At 64.0% G+C, this 19,903-nt stretch carries 25 protein-coding genes; 24 read left to right on the top strand and 1 reads right to left on the bottom strand.

The features are described from left to right. The first annotated feature begins 4 nt into the window (after window positions 1-4). The 22 genes from ACZ2G3_RS07615 (at window position 5) to ACZ2G3_RS07510 (ending at window position 18,469) form a co-directional block, all read left to right on the top strand. The gene (locus tag ACZ2G3_RS07615) at window positions 5-172 is read left to right on the top strand and encodes a hypothetical protein (protein ID WP_470398827.1); all 168 of its coding nucleotides are present in this window, start codon (window positions 5-7) and stop codon (window positions 170-172) included. Between the two features lie 426 nt (window positions 173-598). Continuing rightward, the gene (locus tag ACZ2G3_RS07610) at window positions 599-805 is read left to right on the top strand and encodes a helix-turn-helix domain-containing protein (protein WP_470398825.1); all 207 of its coding nucleotides are present in this window, start codon (window positions 599-601) and stop codon (window positions 803-805) included. A gap of 747 nt (window positions 806-1,552) precedes the next feature. Next, window positions 1,553-1,747: a hypothetical protein gene (locus tag ACZ2G3_RS07605; RefSeq protein WP_470398823.1), complete on the top strand. Its 195-nt coding sequence runs from the start codon at window positions 1,553-1,555 to the stop codon at window positions 1,745-1,747. 150 nt (window positions 1,748-1,897) lie between these two features. After that, the gene (locus ACZ2G3_RS07600) at window positions 1,898-2,194 is read left to right on the top strand and encodes a hypothetical protein (protein ID WP_470398821.1); all 297 of its coding nucleotides are present in this window, start codon (window positions 1,898-1,900) and stop codon (window positions 2,192-2,194) included. A 10-nt stretch (window positions 2,195-2,204) separates the two neighbouring features. Further along, window positions 2,205-3,482: a PBSX family phage terminase large subunit gene (locus tag ACZ2G3_RS07595; protein WP_470398819.1), complete on the top strand. Its 1,278-nt coding sequence runs from the start codon at window positions 2,205-2,207 to the stop codon at window positions 3,480-3,482. Continuing rightward, complete coding sequence (locus ACZ2G3_RS07590) at window positions 3,483-5,636, top strand: portal protein (protein ID WP_470398817.1); 2,154 nt, start codon at window positions 3,483-3,485, stop codon at window positions 5,634-5,636. Next, window positions 5,620-5,778, top strand: a complete 159-nt coding sequence (locus ACZ2G3_RS07585; RefSeq protein WP_470398816.1) for a hypothetical protein — start codon at window positions 5,620-5,622, stop codon at window positions 5,776-5,778. The genes ACZ2G3_RS07590 and ACZ2G3_RS07585 overlap by 17 nt, the downstream gene beginning before the upstream one ends. Further along, window positions 5,768-5,995, top strand: coding sequence for a hypothetical protein (locus ACZ2G3_RS07580; protein WP_470398814.1), 228 nt, complete (start codon window positions 5,768-5,770; stop codon window positions 5,993-5,995). Before ACZ2G3_RS07585 ends, ACZ2G3_RS07580 begins: the two co-directional genes overlap by 11 nt. A gap of 26 nt (window positions 5,996-6,021) precedes the next feature. Beyond that, window positions 6,022-6,948 carry a hypothetical protein gene (locus ACZ2G3_RS07575; protein ID WP_470398812.1) on the top strand — a complete coding sequence of 309 codons (927 nt, stop codon included), beginning with the start codon at window positions 6,022-6,024 and terminating at the stop codon, window positions 6,946-6,948. 36 nt (window positions 6,949-6,984) lie between these two features. Further along, entirely contained in the window at window positions 6,985-7,977 is a 993-nt protein-coding gene (locus ACZ2G3_RS07570) for a DUF5309 domain-containing protein (protein ID WP_470398811.1), read from the top strand. Window positions 7,978-8,045: 68 nt separating this feature from the next. Then, window positions 8,046-8,603: a hypothetical protein gene (locus ACZ2G3_RS07565; RefSeq protein ID WP_470398809.1), complete on the top strand. Its 558-nt coding sequence runs from the start codon at window positions 8,046-8,048 to the stop codon at window positions 8,601-8,603. 52 nt (window positions 8,604-8,655) lie between these two features. Beyond that, entirely contained in the window at window positions 8,656-8,844 is a 189-nt protein-coding gene (locus ACZ2G3_RS07560) for an Acb2/Tad1 domain-containing protein (RefSeq protein WP_470398807.1), read from the top strand. 10 nt (window positions 8,845-8,854) lie between these two features. After that, window positions 8,855-9,019, top strand: coding sequence for a hypothetical protein (locus ACZ2G3_RS07555; protein ID WP_470398805.1), 165 nt, complete (start codon window positions 8,855-8,857; stop codon window positions 9,017-9,019). 1 nt (window position 9,020) lies between these two features. Next, window positions 9,021-9,344 carry a hypothetical protein gene (locus ACZ2G3_RS07550; protein WP_470398803.1) on the top strand — a complete coding sequence of 108 codons (324 nt, stop codon included), beginning with the start codon at window positions 9,021-9,023 and terminating at the stop codon, window positions 9,342-9,344. Next, entirely contained in the window at window positions 9,344-9,946 is a 603-nt protein-coding gene (locus ACZ2G3_RS07545) for a phage adaptor protein (protein WP_470398801.1), read from the top strand. Before ACZ2G3_RS07550 ends, ACZ2G3_RS07545 begins: the two co-directional genes overlap by 1 nt. After that, window positions 9,946-11,445 (top strand): hypothetical protein, encoded by a 1,500-nt coding sequence (locus ACZ2G3_RS07540; protein WP_470398799.1) that lies wholly within the window; start codon window positions 9,946-9,948, stop codon window positions 11,443-11,445. The genes ACZ2G3_RS07545 and ACZ2G3_RS07540 overlap by 1 nt, the downstream gene beginning before the upstream one ends. An 11-nt stretch (window positions 11,446-11,456) precedes the next feature. Then, the gene (locus tag ACZ2G3_RS07535; RefSeq protein ID WP_470398797.1) at window positions 11,457-12,032 is read left to right on the top strand and encodes a hypothetical protein; all 576 of its coding nucleotides are present in this window, start codon (window positions 11,457-11,459) and stop codon (window positions 12,030-12,032) included. Beyond that, complete coding sequence (locus ACZ2G3_RS07530) at window positions 12,029-13,594, top strand: hypothetical protein (RefSeq protein ID WP_470398795.1); 1,566 nt, start codon at window positions 12,029-12,031, stop codon at window positions 13,592-13,594. Before ACZ2G3_RS07535 ends, ACZ2G3_RS07530 begins: the two co-directional genes overlap by 4 nt. After that, window positions 13,591-14,034 carry a GNAT family N-acetyltransferase gene (locus tag ACZ2G3_RS07525; RefSeq protein ID WP_470398793.1) on the top strand — a complete coding sequence of 148 codons (444 nt, stop codon included), beginning with the start codon at window positions 13,591-13,593 and terminating at the stop codon, window positions 14,032-14,034. Before ACZ2G3_RS07530 ends, ACZ2G3_RS07525 begins: the two co-directional genes overlap by 4 nt. After that, entirely contained in the window at window positions 14,027-15,118 is a 1,092-nt protein-coding gene (locus tag ACZ2G3_RS07520) for a tail fiber domain-containing protein (protein ID WP_470398791.1), read from the top strand. The genes ACZ2G3_RS07525 and ACZ2G3_RS07520 overlap by 8 nt, the downstream gene beginning before the upstream one ends. A gap of 272 nt (window positions 15,119-15,390) precedes the next feature. Next, window positions 15,391-16,920, top strand: coding sequence for a phage tail tip lysozyme (locus tag ACZ2G3_RS07515; RefSeq protein WP_470398789.1), 1,530 nt, complete (start codon window positions 15,391-15,393; stop codon window positions 16,918-16,920). Further along, window positions 16,883-18,469 (top strand): hypothetical protein, encoded by a 1,587-nt coding sequence (locus tag ACZ2G3_RS07510; protein ID WP_470398787.1) that lies wholly within the window; start codon window positions 16,883-16,885, stop codon window positions 18,467-18,469. Before ACZ2G3_RS07515 ends, ACZ2G3_RS07510 begins: the two co-directional genes overlap by 38 nt. On the opposite strand, the gene ACZ2G3_RS07505 is transcribed toward ACZ2G3_RS07510, so the two are convergent. Continuing rightward, the gene (locus ACZ2G3_RS07505) at window positions 18,438-18,584 is read right to left on the bottom strand and encodes a hypothetical protein (protein WP_470398785.1); all 147 of its coding nucleotides are present in this window, start codon (window positions 18,582-18,584) and stop codon (window positions 18,438-18,440) included. The genes ACZ2G3_RS07510 and ACZ2G3_RS07505 overlap by 32 nt on opposite strands. 107 nt (window positions 18,585-18,691) lie before the next feature. Here ACZ2G3_RS07505 and ACZ2G3_RS07500 point away from each other — a divergent pair, with 107 nt between their 5' ends. Together ACZ2G3_RS07500 and ACZ2G3_RS07495 are read left to right on the top strand one after the other, a co-directional pair. Then, the gene (locus ACZ2G3_RS07500) at window positions 18,692-19,471 is read left to right on the top strand and encodes a hypothetical protein (RefSeq protein WP_470398783.1); all 780 of its coding nucleotides are present in this window, start codon (window positions 18,692-18,694) and stop codon (window positions 19,469-19,471) included. Next, window positions 19,471-19,899: a hypothetical protein gene (locus ACZ2G3_RS07495; RefSeq protein WP_470398781.1), complete on the top strand. Its 429-nt coding sequence runs from the start codon at window positions 19,471-19,473 to the stop codon at window positions 19,897-19,899. Before ACZ2G3_RS07500 ends, ACZ2G3_RS07495 begins: the two co-directional genes overlap by 1 nt. Window positions 19,900-19,903: the final 4 nt, after the last annotated feature.

The following is a 19,903-nucleotide window of genomic DNA, read 5'->3' as shown; positions in this document are numbered from 1 at the left end:
GAAAATGACCCGGATTTCTTGGAGCGGTGACATGGCCAACGCCCCCCGCAGCGGAGTAATCACTCGGAAGGTTGGAGAGCTTTTTCACATCGAATGGGATGACGGCAGCAAGGTCGTTGTGCCCGACTTCACCGTCAACGCCCGCTACGGCTGGATCATCACAAATGGATGATGGCTTCTGGTTCGATAAAGTGCAGGCTCTCGGCAGCAACAGTGCGCCGGGAGCTTACTCTGACATCGAAGATCTTATTTGCTCAGGAAGGCTCAATAGCCGACAGTTGCGGAGTCTTAGCTCAGCCTTGAGAAGCCTATCTCAAAAAGCATCCGATATTGCTTGGGAGGAAGAGGATCGCGCTAAACATCCGTGGGCATATAAGGACAATTGAAAAATGAACTGTGAATGGCAAGAGCCTTTCAAAATTAATGGTCTAATCCCTTGGGGATGTAGCTATAAGGGCGAGGACGGAAAAAGATATGCCATCACCCTTTACGCCGAAACAGAGAAACAGATTATGGATGAGCATCAGAAGCTGCTATTGCAGCTAAGGGTGGATGGCGAACTCATCTGCACATCTAACTCACTAAATGATGACGATAGATGAACCCGTCGGAAATTAAGAGCGCACGTAAAACTTTGGGTCTTTCATCGTCTCAGCTTGCCGCGCTTCTGGACACCGACCCCCAGACCATCCGCCGCATGGAACAGCGCGAGGACGCCAGCACGTTCCGCAAGCCAGCCCCGCGCATGGTTCGCCTGATCCGTGCGTATCTCGACGGCTACAGGCCCGACGATTGGCCGATATAGCGATGCGCGCAACGGAATGTGTGGGAGATGGAACGCACCGCAAGATAGGGCTTGCAATTCTGTCAAGGATGTGCAACGTATAATCGCAGGCAAGAGGTGACTCTGCCTGCGGTCTGCTTTCCGGCGATCATGGATGGGTTGGGCTATCCCGACCGATAAGAGGACTGGGCAACCCCGGTCGCCATGATCTCCCGAGAGCGAGTAGGCCGATGCGTGGTAGCGTGCGCTAGGCAAAGCCTGACGTTTTGCTGGTGCAGGGTTCAGGTGGATGCGGGGCCAATAGGTGACCGTCTAAACCAGCCGCGATGCGCTCTGCTGCCGCGTAAGAGCAGCCCCGGATCTAGTCACCGGGACACCGCCGCTTTCCGGTGGGTGCGCTGCCAAGTTGCAGACCTTCGGGCATGTTGGTGCAAATCCAACACGGCGCATCCTCCAGAACGCGGGTTTCGCATGGTTGCGCGCTAACCGAATGCGCCAAACCATTCCACAAAGCGCAATCCAACCGATGGCCGCGAGGTCAGAAGGGGCGACCGCGTTCTGACCCATATGCGGCGGCGTGGAAAGCAGACACGCGAAGCCCGAGAGAGCCCCGGAGCCATTGCGCTGCAATACCGGGAGCCGGATTAGCGCCCGGCCCGTTCATTCGGTGGCGGGTTTTTCCATGCCCATCCTGTAGTCGCAGTCGCCACCCACAGGCAGATCCTTGCACCCCACCGGCTGCGACTTCACGAGAGGCATGAGGGCGACATGACCAGATACGTTACCAAGCGGTCGCGCGCAGCAACATACGACGACGGCGAGTGGAGTGACGGCACCGTGGAGGGCCGCGAAGTCCACGACACGGGCGAATGGTCCGAGGATCAGCCGACCGGCCTCATGGATGCGGACGGCAACATGATCTACAGAGCCGCCCGTGGCATCGGCTATCTGGCAGACAATTAGCTGGAGCGCCGCATGAGCCAATCCAATCAGATCATCATCCGCGCCCGCCTGCGCCTGCGCCCCATGACGGGCAAGGCAGGCCCCAGACTGGGGTATTAGACCCCGCAATCAGCCAGCACCCGCGCAAGCGATTGGCAGGAAGGCATACCCATGACGGAGAAAAAACAAACCGCCCGAAATCCCATCAGCAAGGGCAAGGCCGGTCCCGGTCGTCCCAAGGGCGTTCCCAACAAGACGACCACGCAGCTCAAGGAGGCGATCCTTGAAGCGGCCACGCAGGCTGGTGGGCATGATGGCCTGGTCGGCTACCTGGCCACGCTTGCGACGACCAACAGCGGCGCGTTCGCCTCTCTGCTGGGCAAAGTGCTGCCCATGCAGGTTGTGGGCGATCCTGACGCCCCGCTTGTCACCGTGATCGAGCGCCGCATTGTCAAAGCTGATCGTTGACACCGCCGAGGTGTTCCTGCCGCTGCTGGAGCCTGCCCGATACAAGGGTGCGCACGGCGGGCGGGGTTCGGGCAAGTCGCAGTTCTTCGCGGGCCTGATCACGGAAGACAGCATGGCCGCGCCCGGCGAGATGGGCGAGGGCCTCAAGACGGTCTGCATTCGTGAAGTGCAAAAGTCGCTTAAGCATTCAGCCAAGAGCCTGATCGAAACGACCCTGCGCCGCTATGGGCTGGGCGAGCGTGACGGGTTCAAGATTTACAACGAGGTCATCAAGACCCCCGGCGATGGCCTGATCATCTTTCAGGGCATGCAGGACCACACGGCCGACAGCATCAAGTCGTTGGAGGGCTTTCACCGCGCCTGGACGGAAGAAGCGCAGAGCCTGTCGAAATTCTCGCTGGATCTGCTGCGCCCGACCATCCGGTGGGAAGACAAAGCGCGCGGTCTGTTCTCGCAGATGCTGTTCAGCTGGAACCCCCGGCGCAAGACGGATGCCATCGAGTTCCTGCGCGCGCCCGACAGGCCGTCTAACTCGGCTGTGGTCGCGGCCAACTGGCGGGACAACCCGTGGTTTCCTGACGTGCTGGAGGCGGAGCGGCAGGACACGCTGCGCACCGACCCGGACGGATACGATCATATCTGGGAAGGCGGCTACGCCACCGCGACATCGGGCGCCTACTTCGCCAAGCATTTGTCCGAAGCCAAGGCGCAAGGCCGGATCGGTGGCGTTGCCGCAGATCCCATGCTGGAGACGCGCGCTTACTTCGACATTGGCGGCACCGGGGCCAAGGCAGACGCAACCGCGATCTGGCTGGCGCAGTTCAGGGGCTTGGAGGTCCGCGTTACGGATTACTACGAGGTTTCAGGGCAGCCGCTTGCAGTCCATGCGGCATGGCTGCGCGAGCGGGGCATCAAGACGGTTGTGTTGCCTCACGATGGAGCCACGCACGACAAGGTTTACCAGGTCAGCTACGAGAGCGAATTCCGCGCCGCCGGCTTCGAGGTCATCATCATCCCCAATCAAGGGGCGGGTGCGGCCATGAAGCGGATCGAGGCGGCCCGGCGTCTGTTCCCGTCCGTCTGGTTCAACGAAAAGACGACAGAAGCGGGCCGCGATGCCCTGGGTTGGTATCACGAACGCAAGGACGAGGCCCGGAATATCGGGCTTGGGCCTGAACACGATTGGGCAAGCCACGGCGCCGATGCTTTCGGCCTGATGGCAGTAGCTCATTCCCAGCATGGCCCGGCTGCGACCATCCCCAAATTCCGACCCATGAAGGTGCTGTAGATGGCCGATGACAAGCTGGCGAAAGCCGATGACAAGCTGGCGCGGCGCATCAAGGCGCTGATCGACCAGGCGGAGGAATTCGCGGACCAGCAGAAGGAACACCGCGATCTTGCGCTGGACTACTACAACGGCAAGACGCCTGACCTGATCCCCGAGGCTGGCATGTCGGCTGCCACGTCCAAGGACGTGCGCGCGCTGGTCAAGAAGGTGATCCCGTCGCTGATGCGGACGATCCTGGCCAATGACATGATCGGCGAGTATGAGCCGACCGGGCCGGGGCAAGAGGAACAGGCCGAGCAGGCGACCGACTACATCAACGCCGTGGTGGTGCCGGAATGTGACGCGGCACAGGCGATTTATGACGCCATCTTTGACGCGGTGCTGCTGAAGACCGGCATCCTCAAATGGACGGCGTATGAGCGCACGAAAGCCGTCACGTCGCGGCATACCGGGCAGTCGCCGGACGCGCTGCTGGGGCTGGATGAGATCGGCGACGTGGACAACGTCGAGCAGGCCGAAGATGGGTCTGTCAGCTTCACGCTGAAGCGCCGCGAAACCAAAGTGCAGATCAAGCTGGAGGCCATCCCGCGCGGGGCGTTCCTGATCCACCCGGCAGCCGTGGGCATCGACGACAGCCCGCTTGTGGGCGAGCGTCTGGCCATGACGCGATCGGAGCTGGTCAGCCAGGGTCACGATAAGGCGACCGTGTGGAAGCTGCGCGCCGTGCATGAGCCGCGCGACCCCGACAGCAGCGAGCGCCGGGGCGAGGTTGACGACGACACCGAAAGCGCAAAGCGTGAAGTGTCGAAGGAGATGGAGCAGGTGCAGGTCTGGGACTGCTATGTGCAGCTGGACCGGGACGGCGACGGCATTGCGGAAACCCATCATATCATGCTGGCCGAGGGGGGCGACACCGACAAGGGGCTGGTCATCCTGACGGACGAACCGGCGCCGGAAGTGCCTTATGCGCAGGTCGTGATTGAGCGCGAAGCCCACCAGTTCGAGGGTCATTCGGTCGCGGAAGACCTGATCGACGTTCAGCGGACCAAGACGTATCTGCTGCGCCAGACGCTGGACAACCTCGTGTGGCAGAACAGCCCGCAGCCGTATGTTCAGCCCGACGCGGTGATGGACCTGGACGCGGTTTATAACCCGATGCCGCGCAAGCCGGTGCTGCTGAAGGCTGGTCGCAGCGCGCAAGAGGCGGTCCAATGGCAGCCGATCCCGTTCATGGCCGACAACACGTTCGCCATGCTGGATTACTTCGACCAGGAGGCCAAGGAGCGCACCGGCATTACCGACGCCTCGGGCGGCTTTGATCCGGAGCAGATCACCGGCATGACGGCCACAGCGGCCACGCTGATCAACGACGCGGGTGTGGCGCAGTCGGAACTGATGATGCGGTCGCTGGTGCGGGGCATCAAGAAGGCTTTCGAGGGCCTGCTGCGTCTGGTGGTGGCTCATGCGGACCAGCCGCGCACGGTGCGCCTGCGGGGCGAGTGGCACGAGTTTGACCCGCGTTCGTGGGATGCCGAGATGCACTTCACGGTCAACATCGGCCTTGGTGCCGGCAGCCGTGAGCGCGACTTGGCGATGCTGGCGCAGATCCTGCAAATCCAGCAGGCCATCATCGCGCAAACTGGCCCGATGAACCCGCTGGTGAAGCCGGAGCAGCTCTACAACACGCTGGCCAAGATCACCGAAACGGCGGGCTTCCCATCGGCTGACCCGTATTTCACGCAGCCCGACCCTGCCGAGGTGCAGGCGATGGCTGAGGCGGCGCAGAACCAGCCGTCTGAGGCCGATCTGAAGGCGCAAGAGTTGCAGATGAAGGCCGAGGCACAGCGCGAGATCGAGATCACCAAGTCGCAGGCGCGGTCTGAGGTGGAGCGCAGCCAGATGGAGGCGGATCTTGTGGTCGAAAAGGCCCGGATCGAGGCTGAATACGAGAAGCAGCAGGCAAAGCTGCAATCGGACGCCGCGCTGGCTCGCGTCAAAGCTGAGCATGATGCGCAATTGGCACGGATGCAGGCGGAAATCGACGTGATGAAGCACCGCGACACCATGCAGCTTGAATACGCCCGGCTTGGCCAGCAGCGTGAGGCGGCCCGCCAGCAGACGTTCGAGAGGGTAGCCAATGACCGTAACGCTTGAGCAGGCGATGGAAAAGCTGCGGCCCGGTGACGCTGCCGCGCTGGAGGCAGCCCGCAAGGCCCAGGCTGTTGTGATCGAAGGCGAGTGCCCCGTGCGGCGCAAATACCGCATCGTCAATGCGGGGGCGCGTCATGAACGGTGAAGCCGAGGCCCTGCTGAACAGCCCCCTTCTGCGCGCCATGTTTGCCCGCATGGAGGCAGACGCGGTGGAGCTGGCAGTTTCGGCCGCCCCCGACGACGACACAAAGCGCCGCGCCGCCATGGAGCGAGTGCGCGCAATCAGATCCATCCGGACGGACCTGCGCCTCTATGCAGAGGGCAAGGCAACCGCGCCGAAGGATGCCGGGCATCCGGCTTAACCACCACCAGACATTGAGGTGAGACCATGACTGACCCAGAAGTGGGCGCAGCCGAACCCGTTGCAGCCGAAACGGCCCCCGAAGCATCCAGCGAAGATCGTTATTACGACAACTTCGAAGATGCCGCGCGGGCCATCGCAGACGACGATGAGGGCGAAGAAGCCCCGGAACCCGTAACCGAGGAAGAGGCGCCGGAAGAAGAGCCGGAAGCCGAGGCCGAGGAAGAGGAACCGGAGGCAGACGAACCCGCCGAGGTGGAAGAGGACGAAGCAGACCCCGAGGAAGAAGCGGGCAAGCTGCGGATGGCCGACTACACCCGGAAAACGCAGGAACTGGCGCGCGAGCGTGAGACCGTCACCCAACTCAAGACGGAATTCACCGAACGCACCCAGCAACTGCAAACCGCGTTTCAGAAATTCCAGCAGTTTGCGGAAGGGCTGATCCCGCCCCCGCCGTCCCTGGACTTGGCCCGGCAAGACCCCGCCGCATACCAGTATCAAGTCGCACTGCGGGAAGCCGCGATGCAGGAGATGCAATCGGTATTCGAGATCGGCGGCGACCTGGAGAACCAAGTTGCGGGGTTCAGCGAAGCGGAGCTTGCACGATACCGGGACAATGAGCAGGCCGCGCTGGTGAAAGCCATGCCGGAACTCAAGGACCCCGCGAAACTGGCGCAATTCCACGAGGCAGCCACCGAGGCCGCCAAGGAATTCGGCTTCTCCGAGGACGAAATCAGCCAGACGATGGACCATCGCGTCCTTCAGTTGGTGCATTACGCCCGCCTTGGGAAGCGCGCTGAACACAACCGCAAGAACGCGCAACGCCGGATCGCCGAACCCCCGAAAAAGGGGCCGGAAAGCCGCGCCGCGCCGCCCAGGAACCGCAGCGCTGAAGCGATGAACCGCCTGGCTCAGACAGGCTCCATGCAGGACGCCCTGAAGATCAACTTCTAACCCTGCACGGGCCAGCGCAACTTTTAGGAGATCATCATGGCTGCGCTTGCCAATACCTTTGTGACGACCGGTTCCACCACGAACCGGGAAGAACTGTCCGATGTGGTCAACCGCATCACCCCCGAGGAAACCCCGATCTATTCGATGATCGGCAAGGGCACGGCGTCCACCACGCACCCCGAATGGGCGGTGGACGATCTGGCCCCTCCGGGCGCCAACGTCAACGAAGAAGGCGACGAATACGCTTTCGGCGCCATCAGCCCCGCGCAGCGTGTCGGCAACTACACGCAGATCTTCCGCAAGACGTTCATCATCTCGAACACGCAGGAAGTCGTGGACAATGCCGGCGACGTGCTGAATGTGCGTTACCAGAAGGCGAAAAAGGGCGTCGAACTGCGCAAGGATGTCGAGTATTCGATCATCTCGAACGTGGGTTCGGTCGGCGGTGCCACCCGCGTTTCGGGCGGTCTGCCCTCGTGGATCACCACCAACGCCTCGCGCGGTGCGACCGGCGCCAACGGCGGTTTCTCCAGCGGAACCGGCCTGACTGCCCCCGCCACCGACGGCACGCAGCGCGCCTTCAGCAAGGCCCTGCTGGACGCCGCGATGGGCTCCGTCTACTCGGCCGGCGGCAGCGTCACCGACCTGGTGGTGTCGCCCTACGTCAAGAGCGTGTTCGTCACGATCATGAGCGATGCCAACGTGGCGCCGTTCCGCACCACGGTCCAGAACGGCAACAGCAACACCATCGTTGCCACCGCCGACATCTACGCTGGCCCGTATGGCACGATCACCGTGCAGCCGAACCGCGTGATGGCCACGAACGCCGGCGTTGCCCGCAATGCGTTCCTGATCGACCGCTCCATGCTGGAATGGAAGTGGCTGCGCCGCATCAAGGAGGACACCGGCCTGGCCAAGACCGGTGACGCCGACAAGCGCGCGCTGATCGGCGAAGGCTGCCTGGCAGTCAAGAACCAGCAGGGCATCGGCGTCATTGCCGACCTATTCGGCCTGAGCGCAAGCACCTGATCTGGTGACATGACGGAATGAGGGGGCGGCTTCGGCTGCCCCTTTTCTCATGCATAGGAGATGCCGAGATGGCGAAAGCACCCACCAGCCGGGTTGAAACCGGCCTGCAGACCACGGACGGCAAGCCTGTCGTCGCCGTGAATGATGATGCCGAGCGCAAGGCCCAGCCTGAGCCCAAGCCGAGCGCGCCGAAGGTCGAGAAGGACGTGGAGATCACGACCGACATCGGTCAGCGCCGCGCCCTGACGACTGCCGAACTGAGCATCCTGGATGCCAGCAAGGACGAGCAAGTCAACCTGCTGCGCGAAGCCAAGGAAGCCCACAAGGACGCCGCCAAGCGCGGCATGCTGGGGGCGGACACCACCGCTGCCTATACCGGCGACCTGGAACTGCCCCGCTTGGGCGAGGAAAAGGCCGCTGATCTGGTCCGCACCCGCCTGCTGTTCGACTGGCGCGATGGCCAGGGCGTCCTGCACCAGGTCGGCAAGATCCTGGACCTGCCCACCAACGAAGCCATGAAGCTGATCGCTGACGGCTTCGCGGAGCGTGCCAACCCGCCCAAGGTCGAGACGGCCGAGGACTGGCTGAACGAGGCCCGCGCCGAGCGTGACGCAGCCCGCAAGTAACCAAGGGGGCCGGGGGAAACCTCGGCCCTTTTCACCCGCATAGGAGGCCATCATGGCTGTTACTGACCCGAAGTTTAACCCGAGCGGCGATCCGATGATTGCCGAGATCAAGGAAGCCAGCAACGCGCTTGCGGAAGTGATCGAGAAGCTGCCCCACGGACGGCGCCGCGCTGTCGCGCTGACCAACCTCGAAACCGCGAGCATGTGGGCCGTCAAGGCTGCTGCCTGCGGCGACAACTGAGGAGGCCATCATGGCAGAACGTGTCCAGACCACCCCCATTCGGCTTTTGAATGACTATTGGGTTGCCGAAGATCAGCGCGTCGAGGCGGGCAACATCATCGAACTGCCCCTGAACGACGCCATGAAGCTGCTCGAAGAGGGCAAGGCTCAGCGCGCCGACAAGCTGGGCAACTGACATGGTGATCCGAGACGGCGACTGGCGCCTGCACGACTACGACATGCACACCGGCCGCTCTGTCTGGGCGCTATTTGACGGCCGAAAGACCGTTTACCGGATCGACTACCCGGTGGACGGCATCATCAAGGCCAACACGGCAGAGCGCAACGCCGCCGGGCCGGGATGGGCGGGCGACTGGCACAAGCTGGCCAGCGTGCCCTTGAACGTCCTGCACGGTAGCGGGCTGAACGAGGCCATGACGCAGCAGGATGACAAGTTCATCAAGCGCTTCCTGAACGACAGCGACAACAGCGCCTGGCGCACCAAAGAGGGCCGCGTGTGATGGATTACAGCGAACTCGTTTCAGAGGTCCAGCACCGCAGCGGCTTGACCGATATTGCGTCACGCGCGGAACATTACGTTCGTTCGGCTGAACGCGCCATTGAAAAGCGCCTGCGCGTCGGGGCGATGGAAAAGGTGGAGGTCATCACCTCTGACGTGGACGGCAGCGCCGCCCTGCCTGCGGACTTCCTGCAACTGCGCACGGCCAGCGCCGGGACCATTTCGGGGAACTTCCTGCTGGTCAGCACGGCCAGCACCACGTTCCCGATCCAGTATTACGCCAAGATCCCCAGCATCATCACCGCCCCCAACTGGCTTAGTGAGAGCGAACCGGAACTGTATATTCAGGCCGTGCTGGCGCAGGTCTACACCGCAAACGGCATGGCCGAGCAGGCTGTGGCCACCATGACAATCCTCGACGCCATGCTGCGCCAGATGGAAGAGGCCGACATCCGCGCCCGCCACCTGAACCGCCGAATTGACACGTCGCGCCTTGGCGAACGCCGCAGCGGCGGGTCGCAATACCATGCCGTTGCCGGGTCCGATGGGACGCTTGGCGACCAGCCGACAGATTTTGTCGCGATCTACAACGGGGCGCAGTAATGGCCGTCACAGTCGAAAACGTCAGCGCCCTTGCCGAGGCTTTCGGGGCCGATATGGGCCAGGCGCGGCGCGACATCACAGCAGCGGACGGCAAGGCCGATAACGCAGCGAACGCGGCCACCAGCGCGCAGAACACAGCAGATGTCGCCCGGTTGCTCCAGGCGGCAACCACGAAAGCGCAGGTCGCAGAGATCGACGCGGCCAGCCCCCTGCCCGGTGGAACGGTTGCGGAGATTTCCGGCGTCAAATACTACAAGATGCCGGCTTCGCACCCCCAATTTGGCAGCAATCCGATCCCGGATCTGCCGGGCTGGATCACGGCCACAACCGTTTCCTCCGACGTGATCCGCGCGCGGTGGGACATCTCCAGTGTATTCGGGGGCGCATGGCGGGCGCTTCATACGCTTGAGACGACAGACAGCACGACATATGCCGGTGCGCGAACCACGCAAGCTATTTCCCGCACCGTTACGGGCAGTGGCGCGAATGGTCCCGGAAATGCCGACAGCGCGCTTCATGTCATGGTCAAGAAAGCTGACGTTTACGGCAACAGCCCCGGCGAGATAGATGCGCTGCGGGTGAACGTCTATCAGGATGGCCACTCCGATGCGGGCGGCATTCTGATCGGCGCCTATAAGAAGATCGGCGACGGCACGGCCTCCGAGGGCGGGCTGACACCAATCGAAGTATCCATGCGGCGCTTTGACACTGACGTGAACGTGTCGGTGGCAAAGCACCAGTTCATCCCGGCGTTCAGCCCCAGCCCGCAATCGGCGTGGGGCGGGCGCGGGGCCATCGGGGCGTATTCGGAAAACCATATCGGCGCGGGCTTCGCCAACTTCCTCGGCATTTCTGACGGCGAAACCGCTGGCGATGCGTCGATGCAATACCTGATCGCAGGCTTCGGCCAGCGCGATCTGGCGAGCCGGTATTTCAGCGTAACCCCTGCCGCCAAGGTGGACCTGATTTCGTATGACTTCGGGGCTGCTGCTGGGCCGACAATTGACAGGATGCGTGCGTCCTCCAGCCCGGCGGCAAACGACCTGCTGGGGGAGGATCTTTACCGGGGCCGCAACAGCGCGGCAGAGGACGTTACCTACGCCCGCAGCTATACCGCGATCAAGGATGAGATCGACGCGACCGAGGACGGGATCTACCGCATCGATGTGATGGTGAATGGCGCGCTGGTGCGTCAGATCAGCTTCGAGAACGGGGTGGCCATCGGAGCGACCACGACGCAGGGCACCGGAACGCTGAACACGCAGGGCGCCATGCTCGTTGGTGCGCAAACGGTGGTGGATGCGTCCAGGGGCATTCGGCTCCGCACTTATACGTCGGCCTCTCTGGCATCGGCCGCCCATGCCGTAAACACCACCGACAAGGTGGAGGGCAAGGAAGTCTGGGACACGACCAACAAGCGCGCCCTGTTCGCCCACGGTCCCGCCGCGACTGACCCGTGGGGGCTGTCTGACGGCACAGTGGCCATCAACCCTGTTTAATGGTGTGAAACATGACCGCTGAAGCCGCAATCAACGCCATCATGCCGGAACTGGGCCTTGACGCCATCGTCAACCTGTCTGACGGGTCGTTCCAGTCGCGGCAACTGCTGTCGCTGATCAACTCCACCGGCAAGGACATCACGTCGCGCGGGGAGTGGTCGCAGCTGTTCCGCAGCTTCATCGCTGCCGAGGACACGGACCTGCCTGCGGACTTCGACCGCCTGACGGAAAGCGGGGCCATCTGGGCCGGCACAACGCCTGTGCGCGTGGTTGTGGCTCCTGAGCAATGGGCCTTCCTGCAAGCGCGCCCATCGACGCAGCCATACGCGCATATCACGGGCGGGCAGATCCGGTTTGCGGGCCTCACGGGGTCGGCGACGGTGCGCTATGTCAGCCGCAATTGGGTCGGCGGCACGGCGCGCGAGGTCACGCAGAACAGCGATGCATTCGTGTTCCCCACGCGGCTGATTGAGGGGGGCGTGGTGTGGCGCTGGCGCCGCCAGAAGGGCCTGCCGTATGATGATTTCATCGCAGAGCATGAGGCGGCGATTGAGGCCGAACTGAAGGCCGACCGGGGGATGAAATGAGCATTTCCATCCGCGCCAGCCGTGAGCGCCCCAAGCGCAAGCCGACCGAGAGCGACAAGACCCCCGAAGGTGGCGTCAAGTCGTTCCCGGCGCCGGTTGAGGGGCTGATGACGGCCACGCCGCGCTCCACGGGCGCGGGGGCGATTGTGCTGGAGAACTTCTGGCCGACGCCCACGGGCATTGAACCGCGCGGCGGGCTGGAGCTGATCGGCAGCGCCGGGGCGCGCATTCAGCGCATCTTCGAGCATGCGGCAAGCGGGCTGCAATTCATCGCCACGGATACAGCCATCCTGCCGTTCACGGATGCGGGCATCCAGGCGGCGGCTGTCACCGGCCTAACCTCGGGCGCATGGTCCACCTATGAGGTGCAGAACAGCGGCGGGTCGTTTCTGGTCGCGGTGAACGGGGCTGACACGGCACGGACGTTCAACGGCACCACCTGGGCCACCAGCACCATCACCGGCGTTGGGACAGAAACGCTGTCCTTCGTCTGGGGCCATCGGTCGCGTCTGTTCTTCGTGCAACGGGCTTCGCTGTCGGCGTGGTATCTCGGCACCAACAGCATCGGCGGGGCGGCGACGGAACTGCCCCTTGCGGCAACGTTCACGCGCGGCGGATCGCTGATGGCCGGGGCCACGTGGTCGTCGGACAGCGGCGCGGGCATGGATGATCGCTGCGCTTTCATCACCGATCAGGGCGAAGTCGCGATCTTCAGCGGATCGAACCCCGGCGACGTGAACAACTGGTCGCTGGATGGCGTCTATTACGTCGGCAAAATCCTCGGGGATCGGGCAATCGAGCGCATCGGCGGCGACCTGATCTTTGCCACCACGGCTGGCCTGATCCCGCTGACCGGGGCGGTGCAGAAGTCGCCCGAAGAATTCGCAGCCGTATCGCTGGCAAGGGCCATCGGCCCCTCCTGGCGCGACCTGACCGCCCGCCGCCCGTCCGACTGGCGCCTGGCGCTGTGGGACCAGGGCCGCGCGCTGTTCGCCTGCCCCATCGGGTCGGAAGATCACTTCGTGGCCAATCTCGACACCCCGGCATGGGCGACGATCACCGGCTGGCACCTGTCGGAGATCCGGCAAGTGGCTGGCAAGGTCTATGTGGCCGACATGTCCGGCGGGCTTTATCGCGCGTGGACCTCGGGCCGCGACCATGACAGCCCTATAGTCTGCCGCATGGCGCTGGCGCACGATCACTTGGGCGATGCCTCCACCTACAAGCGCGCCCATCTGGTGCGGCCCGTCTGGCGGCATATCGGCCGGTTCACGGACGGCGTGAGCGTCGGCAGCGACTACGAGCCGCGCTTCCCGAACCCGCCGCAGGAAACCGCAGGCGCGGCATCTGTGGCCACGCTCTGGGACGTGGCACTATGGGATGCGAGCCTGTGGGGTGCCGGGGTGCCGGAATACCAGACCGACGCCCGCTGGCGCACCGTCTCCGGCGCCGGGCAGGCCCTCGGGGTTCAGGTGCAGGTCGTCATGAACAGCGCCAACCGCGTGCCGATGCAGTTGCAGCGGGTGGATCTGCAATTCACCACCGGGAGCATCGATCTTTGATCGTTCCGGCCCACGAGTTCCAGACGGAGATCCGGCGGTTCGTGGCGCATGGGCTGTGGGGCAACGGCCGCGACTTCATCCTGTGCCAGTGCATGGGCTGGGCAACCGAGGCCGAGGGGCTGGTGGCCGGGGTGGTGTTCCACAATTACGACCCCGACTGCGGGGCCATTGAACTGAGCGCCTACGCCACGCGGCGGGACTGGCTGACGAAAGACCGGGTTCGCGAGATCTTCGCCTATCCGTTCGATCAGCTGGGCTGCCGTATCGCGGTGGCGCGCATCTCCGAGAGGAACGCCCGCGCCCGTCGCGTCTGGCGGGCGCTTGGAGCGACAGAAACCATCGTGCCGGATCTTCGCGGCGACGGTGAGGCAGAAGCAATCGCGGTAATCCGGGCGGCCGACTGGCGCCAATCCAAATACATGAGGTGTGAAAATGGGTAAAGGCGCCCCCAAAGCCCCGGACCCGATGAAGGTTGCATCGGGCCAGACGGCAACGAACGTCGGCACGGCGATTGCCAACCAGACGTTGGGCAATGTCAACCAGCAGACGCCGTATGGCTCGCTGACCTATAACCAGACCGGCGTGCAGAAATGGACGGACCCCATGTCGGGGAAAACCTATGACCTGCCGCAATACACGGCCACGCAGTCATTCACGCCGGCCGGGCAGAGGTTGCAGGATGCCACAATGGCGACCCAGCAGAACCTGGCCGACATTGGGCAGCAGCAGTCGGGCCGGATCGGCAAGCTGCTGAACAAGCCGATGAACATGAAGGGCATCCCTGGGCTGCAAAGGGGGTATGACATCAGCGGCAGGAACGGACGCGAAGCCGTTGAGAGCGCCCTGATGCAGCGAATGCAGCCGGGGCTGGACAATGACCGCGCCGCGCTGGAGCAGCGGCTGGCGGATCAGGGCATCGAATATGGTTCGGCCGCGTTCCAGTCGGCGATGGGCGATCAGAACCGGCAGGTGAACGACGCGCGCATGGCGGCGGTGCTGGCCGGTGGGCAGGAACAGTCCCGCATGGTCGGCCTGTCCCGTGATCGGGCGATTTTCGGCAATCAGGCGCGTTCGCAGTCGATGCAGGAGCGGTTCGCTATGCGCAACCAGCCGCTGAACGAGATCAGCGCGCTCATGAACGGGTCGCAGGTCCAGCAGCCAAACTTCATGAACACGAACGCCCCGCAGATGTCGCCGGTGAACTATGCTGGCATCCAGCAGCAGGGTTACGAGAACAAGATGGGCCAGTGGAACGCCAACTGGGGCCTCGCCAATCAGGGCCTGAGCGCCATGGGCAGCATCCTTTCACTGTCGGATCGGCGCGTGAAGGACGACGTGCAGAAGGTCGGCAAGCTGGACAACGGGCAGCCAGTGTACAGCTACAAGTATAAGGGCGGCGGGCCTATCCAGCTTGGCCTGATGGCGCAGGACGTGAAGAAGCGCAACCCGGATGCAGTCAAGACGCTGCCCGGCGGCATCATGGCTGTTGACTACGCCAAAGCGACGAAAGGCCCGCGCAAATGAGCATCTTTCAGCAGGCGCGCACGGGCGTGCAGGACTGGTTTTCGCCCGGCGAAATGACCTATGAGGAAATGCTGCGCCGCCGGCAGCTGGCGCAGACGGCACAGACCCGGCAGCGTGACCTGTCCGCCCCCGGCGCGGGCTTCGGCGCGCTGGCGGATGCCTTCGTCGGCAAGATCGCAGGCGGGCAAGCTGACGCTGCGACCACCAAGGGGCGAGAAGGCGCGTCCAGCGCGCTTGGGGCGCTGCTGCAGGGCCGGTTGGGAGGTGGCGGCATGTCCGCCCCCCAGATGAACCTTATGCAGCCCCAGATGGCCACCAGCGGTCCGCAAGCCGCCCCCGATGGCAGCATTCAGCGCGGCGGCATGGCTGACACCATCCGGCAGGGTCTGGCGCAGCGTGGATTGCCCCCGCATGTCGCGGATGCGTTCGTGATGAACATGCAGGACGAAAGCGGCCTGAACCCCGGCATCAACGAAGCCAAGCCCCTTGTACCCGGATCGCGCGGCGGCTTCGGGCTGGCGCAGTGGACCGGACCCCGCCGCCGTCAGCTGGAGCAGTTCGCCGCACGGCAGGGCAAGCCGGTATCGGACCCCGATGTGCAGATGGATTTCCTTGTCGCGGAACTTCAGGGCTCGGAGCGCGGCGCGGCGCAGGCCATTCTCAGCGCCCCTGACACCGGATCGGCGGCGGCTGCCATCGTCAACAAGTTCCTGCGCCCGGCAGAGGAACACCGCGCCCGCCGCGTGGCGCAATACACGGGCGGCCAGCAGTCGGGCGCCATGTCGTTTGCGGGCGGCAGTGAGCCTAACGTGCAGTTCACGTCGCAGATGGGCGGCGGCGAAGGCATTGATCCGCGCCTGGCCGAACTCATGCAGAACCCGTATGTGGCCGAACTGCCACAGGCGCAGCAGGGCGCACTGGCGGCGCTGTTCCAGCAGCAGCTGGGGCAGGCTTATCCCGAGCAGATGACGCCGTATCAGCAGGCGCAAGTCGGCCTCCAGCGGGAGCAATTCGACTGGCAGCGGCAGCAGGCCATGCAGCCGGAGCCGGGTTATCAGACCATCAGCGGAGAACAGGCCGCACAGATGGGCCTTGACCCCTCGCAGGCATACAACGTCGGCCCTGATGGAAAAATCACGCAGATCGGCGGCGGCGGAACGAACGTGACCGTGAACAGCGGCAGCGAAGTCGGCACCATTCCGCAGGGCTTTGAGCTTTACACCGACCCCGAGACAGGCGGTCGGTCCATGCGCCCCATTCCGGGCGGGCCGGAGGACAAGAGCCGCAGCGATGCCGTGGCGCAGCAGAACCGCGACACGTCCACCGACATCATCACCAGCGCCGCCAGCCGGGCGCGCGAGGCGGCGGGCAATCGCAACTTTGGCGAGGTGGGCCAGGGTGTCGCCGCAATGGTGCCGTGGACGGACTCGGCAGAAGTTGCGCGGCAAGTCGAGGTCCTGAAGGCCAACGCCAAAATCGAGAACCTAACGGCCATGCGGGCGGCATCGCCCACGGGTGGCGCGCTTGGTGCCGTCTCTGACAGCGAGAACGCCATGCTTGCGGCCAAGGCCGGTGCGCTTGACCCGTCCAGCCCCAACTTCCTGCGGGATCTGGAGGACTACGAGCGGACGTTGCTGCGGACGGTCCACGGGGCGGAAGCTGGGGATCGGATCTATGAGCAGACCCGCCAGCAAGCCATCGTCGCCGGGGAGCAGGACGTTCCACCCCCCGCATCGGGTGCGCCTGACTTCTCCACCATGACCGATGAACAACTTCAGCAATGGTTGGCCGAAAATGGATGAACTGCGCAAGGCCGCAATGGCGGAAATGGCCCGCCGTGAACTGGCGCGGCGTCAGTCGCAGCAACCCCCGCAGCGCGGCTTCGGCCAGCGGCTCTATGACAACCTGATCGGCGACCCCAACGACGGCGTCACCAGCACGGGCGAGGCCCTTGGAACGTGGCTGAACCGTGCAGGCGAAAGCGCGACCCTGGGCGTGGTCGGCGATGAAGCGGCGGCGGCGGCTGATGCGACGGCGAATGCGATCACCGGGCGCGGCTGGAACTATGACGACCGGCTGCAACACTATCGCCAGCAGGAAGAAGGCATGTCCACGATGGGCAGGCTGTCGGCTGACGTGGCGGGCGCATTCGTTCCCGGCGCGGGGATGGTGGGCGGCGTCATGAAGGCAGCCACCCTTCCCGGCGCAGTCGCGCGCGGCGCGGCCCTTGGGGCAACTGCGGGCGGCGTGCAGGGCTTCATGGAGGGAGAAGGCGGCGCAGAGGAACGCATCGGTGATGCCAAGTGGGGCGCAGGTGTCGGGGCGGCTGTTGGCGGCGCTACCCCGGTGCTGGGGCGTCTGCTGCAAGGCGCTCTGGATGGTCGCGCGGCACGCAGGGCGGTCAAGGAAGCGGCCAAGGACGCCCCGACCAGTGAGCAGCTTCGCGCGCAGGGCAATGCGCTTTACAAGCAGGTTGACGAGGCGGGCGTCCAGATCAAGCCGGAAGCTTTCGAGGGGCAGCGCCAAGCGATCCTCCAGCGCCTCGATGACAGCACCGGCTATGACAACTTGCCCGGCCCTGGCGGTAACACGCCAAAAGCCGCGCGGACGATGCAGCGGATGGATGAAATGACCAGCGCCATGTCAGTTGATGATACGGCGGCCCTTCCATTCAAAAGTCTGGACAAGTTGCGTCGCAGCGCCGGCTCGGCGGCGTCCAGCCCTGATAAGGTGGAGCGCGCTTCTGGCGTCGAGATCATCTCTGCGCTTGATGACTTCGTGCAGAAGCTTGGCCCCAATGATGTGGTCGGCGGCGATGTGGCCGCGCTGAAATCAGCCATACCGAAGGCTCGCGAGGTATGGTCGCGCATGTCCAAAGCCCAGCTTGTGGATGATGCCATAGACGCCAGTGAGGACTACCTATCGGGCGGCGCTAGCGGGGTCCGCAACCAATTCAGGCGCATCCTCCGCAACCCGAAGCTGTCGCGCGGCTTTACGGATGCCGAAAAAGCCGCTCTGCGTTCTGTAGTGAGGGGGAGCGCGCTGGAGCAGCTACTCCACGGCGCTGCTAGTGGCATGGGTCAGATCGCGACCATTGCAGGCGGCGCGTTCGGCGGCGGCTTTGCGGGTGCCGCAGCGGGATCAGGAGCCGCAATGGGGCTGCGAAAGGCGTCTGAGGCTGTCGCACTCCGCAATGCCGATATTGCCCGGGCGGCTATCGCCAGCGGCAGGTTGCCAGAAAGCGTGGCAGCCAGCCCGGCGCTTGCCCAGCTGTTGCAGGCTCAGTTGCTGGGCCAATCCGGCCAGATCGGCAATGCGACTAGGCCGCGCCGCCTGCCGCAAGGGCGATAACCAGCACGGCACCTGCCCACGCGAGAACAGCAAAGAGATAGCGGTTCGGGATGTTCCCGCCCGCCTTCTCATGCTGCGCCATGCGGAACAGCACATAGACGAACATCATCATCATCCCGTTCCCAAGCAGAACGGCAGACAGGGCTTGTGAATAAGTGAGGGGTTCCATTCCCCCAATATGCGCCGCCCCGCCCCACTTTCAATGCACAAAAGGAGGCCGCTGTGCCGATAAATTCGAGCGGTATTTTTAGCCGTCTTTTCTCATGGGTGGCCGACCGTGACGCGGGCGTCCAGATCCTCGCGTCCAAGATGGATGACGAGATGAACGGCATGGCTGCCGCGATCAACGACATCACGGCAGGCGCGGTGCCCCTGCGCGGCAACATGCGGACGGTCAACGGCACGGCGAACGCGCCCGCCTGGAGTTTCAACGACGACACCGACACCGGCATGTATCGCGCGGCGGCCGACACCGTGGGCCTGACCGGCGGCGCGGGCGATCTGCGCGTGGGGCCTGCCACGTTCACCTATAACGGCAATGCCGTCATGCATGAAGGGCTGGCAAGCCTGGAGGTCGGGCGCAGCAACACAACGCCCGGCGCGCGGATCGTGGATTTCAACGTGGACGGCACCACGGAAACGGACTTCAACGCCCGGATTATCCGGGGCAGCGGGGCCAACGGAACGCTAGACATTGTACAGACCGGCACAGGGGCTATCCGGATCAATGGCGGCGCCGGATTTACGCGCGACGGGGCGTCAATCTGGACCGACACGTCAAACCCGACGAGCCAGGCGGGGCCGATCAATTCGCTGGCATTTCTCCGCAACAAGACGGGCAATCTAGTTGGTTTTGGCAGCACTGTTGCTGGCGCAAGCCTGCGATTTTCGGGGGTCAATTCTGATGGCACCATCCGGGAGGGCAGCACCCCCGATGGATCATGGCGTTGCCTTGGCGGCGTTGCTCCAGAGGGGGCCACGCTGTTTGTGCGGGTGTCGTAATGCGCAACGCCCGCTGGACGCTGGATGGCAGAATTAACGCTGAGATCAATCACTCCCGCCTTGGCTGGATACCCATCACATTAGCGGAGACGGACCCGGAGACGGCGGCGCTGTTCCGGCAGGCGCGCGCTGGAAATGTGCTGCCTGCCCATGCCCCCGCGCCGCGAGACGCCACACTAACGAAGGTCGAGTTCATCGGCCGTACCTTGTCAGCGCGCATCCTGACGCCGGAACAGGCTCTTGCGGCTGCGCGGGGCGACATCCCGGCCGAGATCCTCCAGCGCATCCCTGCGGCTGATCGGGACATGGCGCAAATCATCTGGCCCGCAGCGACCCGCATCGACCGGCTGGACCCATTCATCGCGGCCCTTGGGGCGGCGCTGAACCTGACTGACGCGCAGTTGGATGCGCTTTTCGGAATTCAATGAACAA

The organism is Paracoccus sp. KKT209 (genome assembly GCF_055635455.1).
The sequence above is the reverse complement of the archived record's forward strand: the minus strand, read 5'-3'. Positions and strand labels throughout refer to the sequence as shown.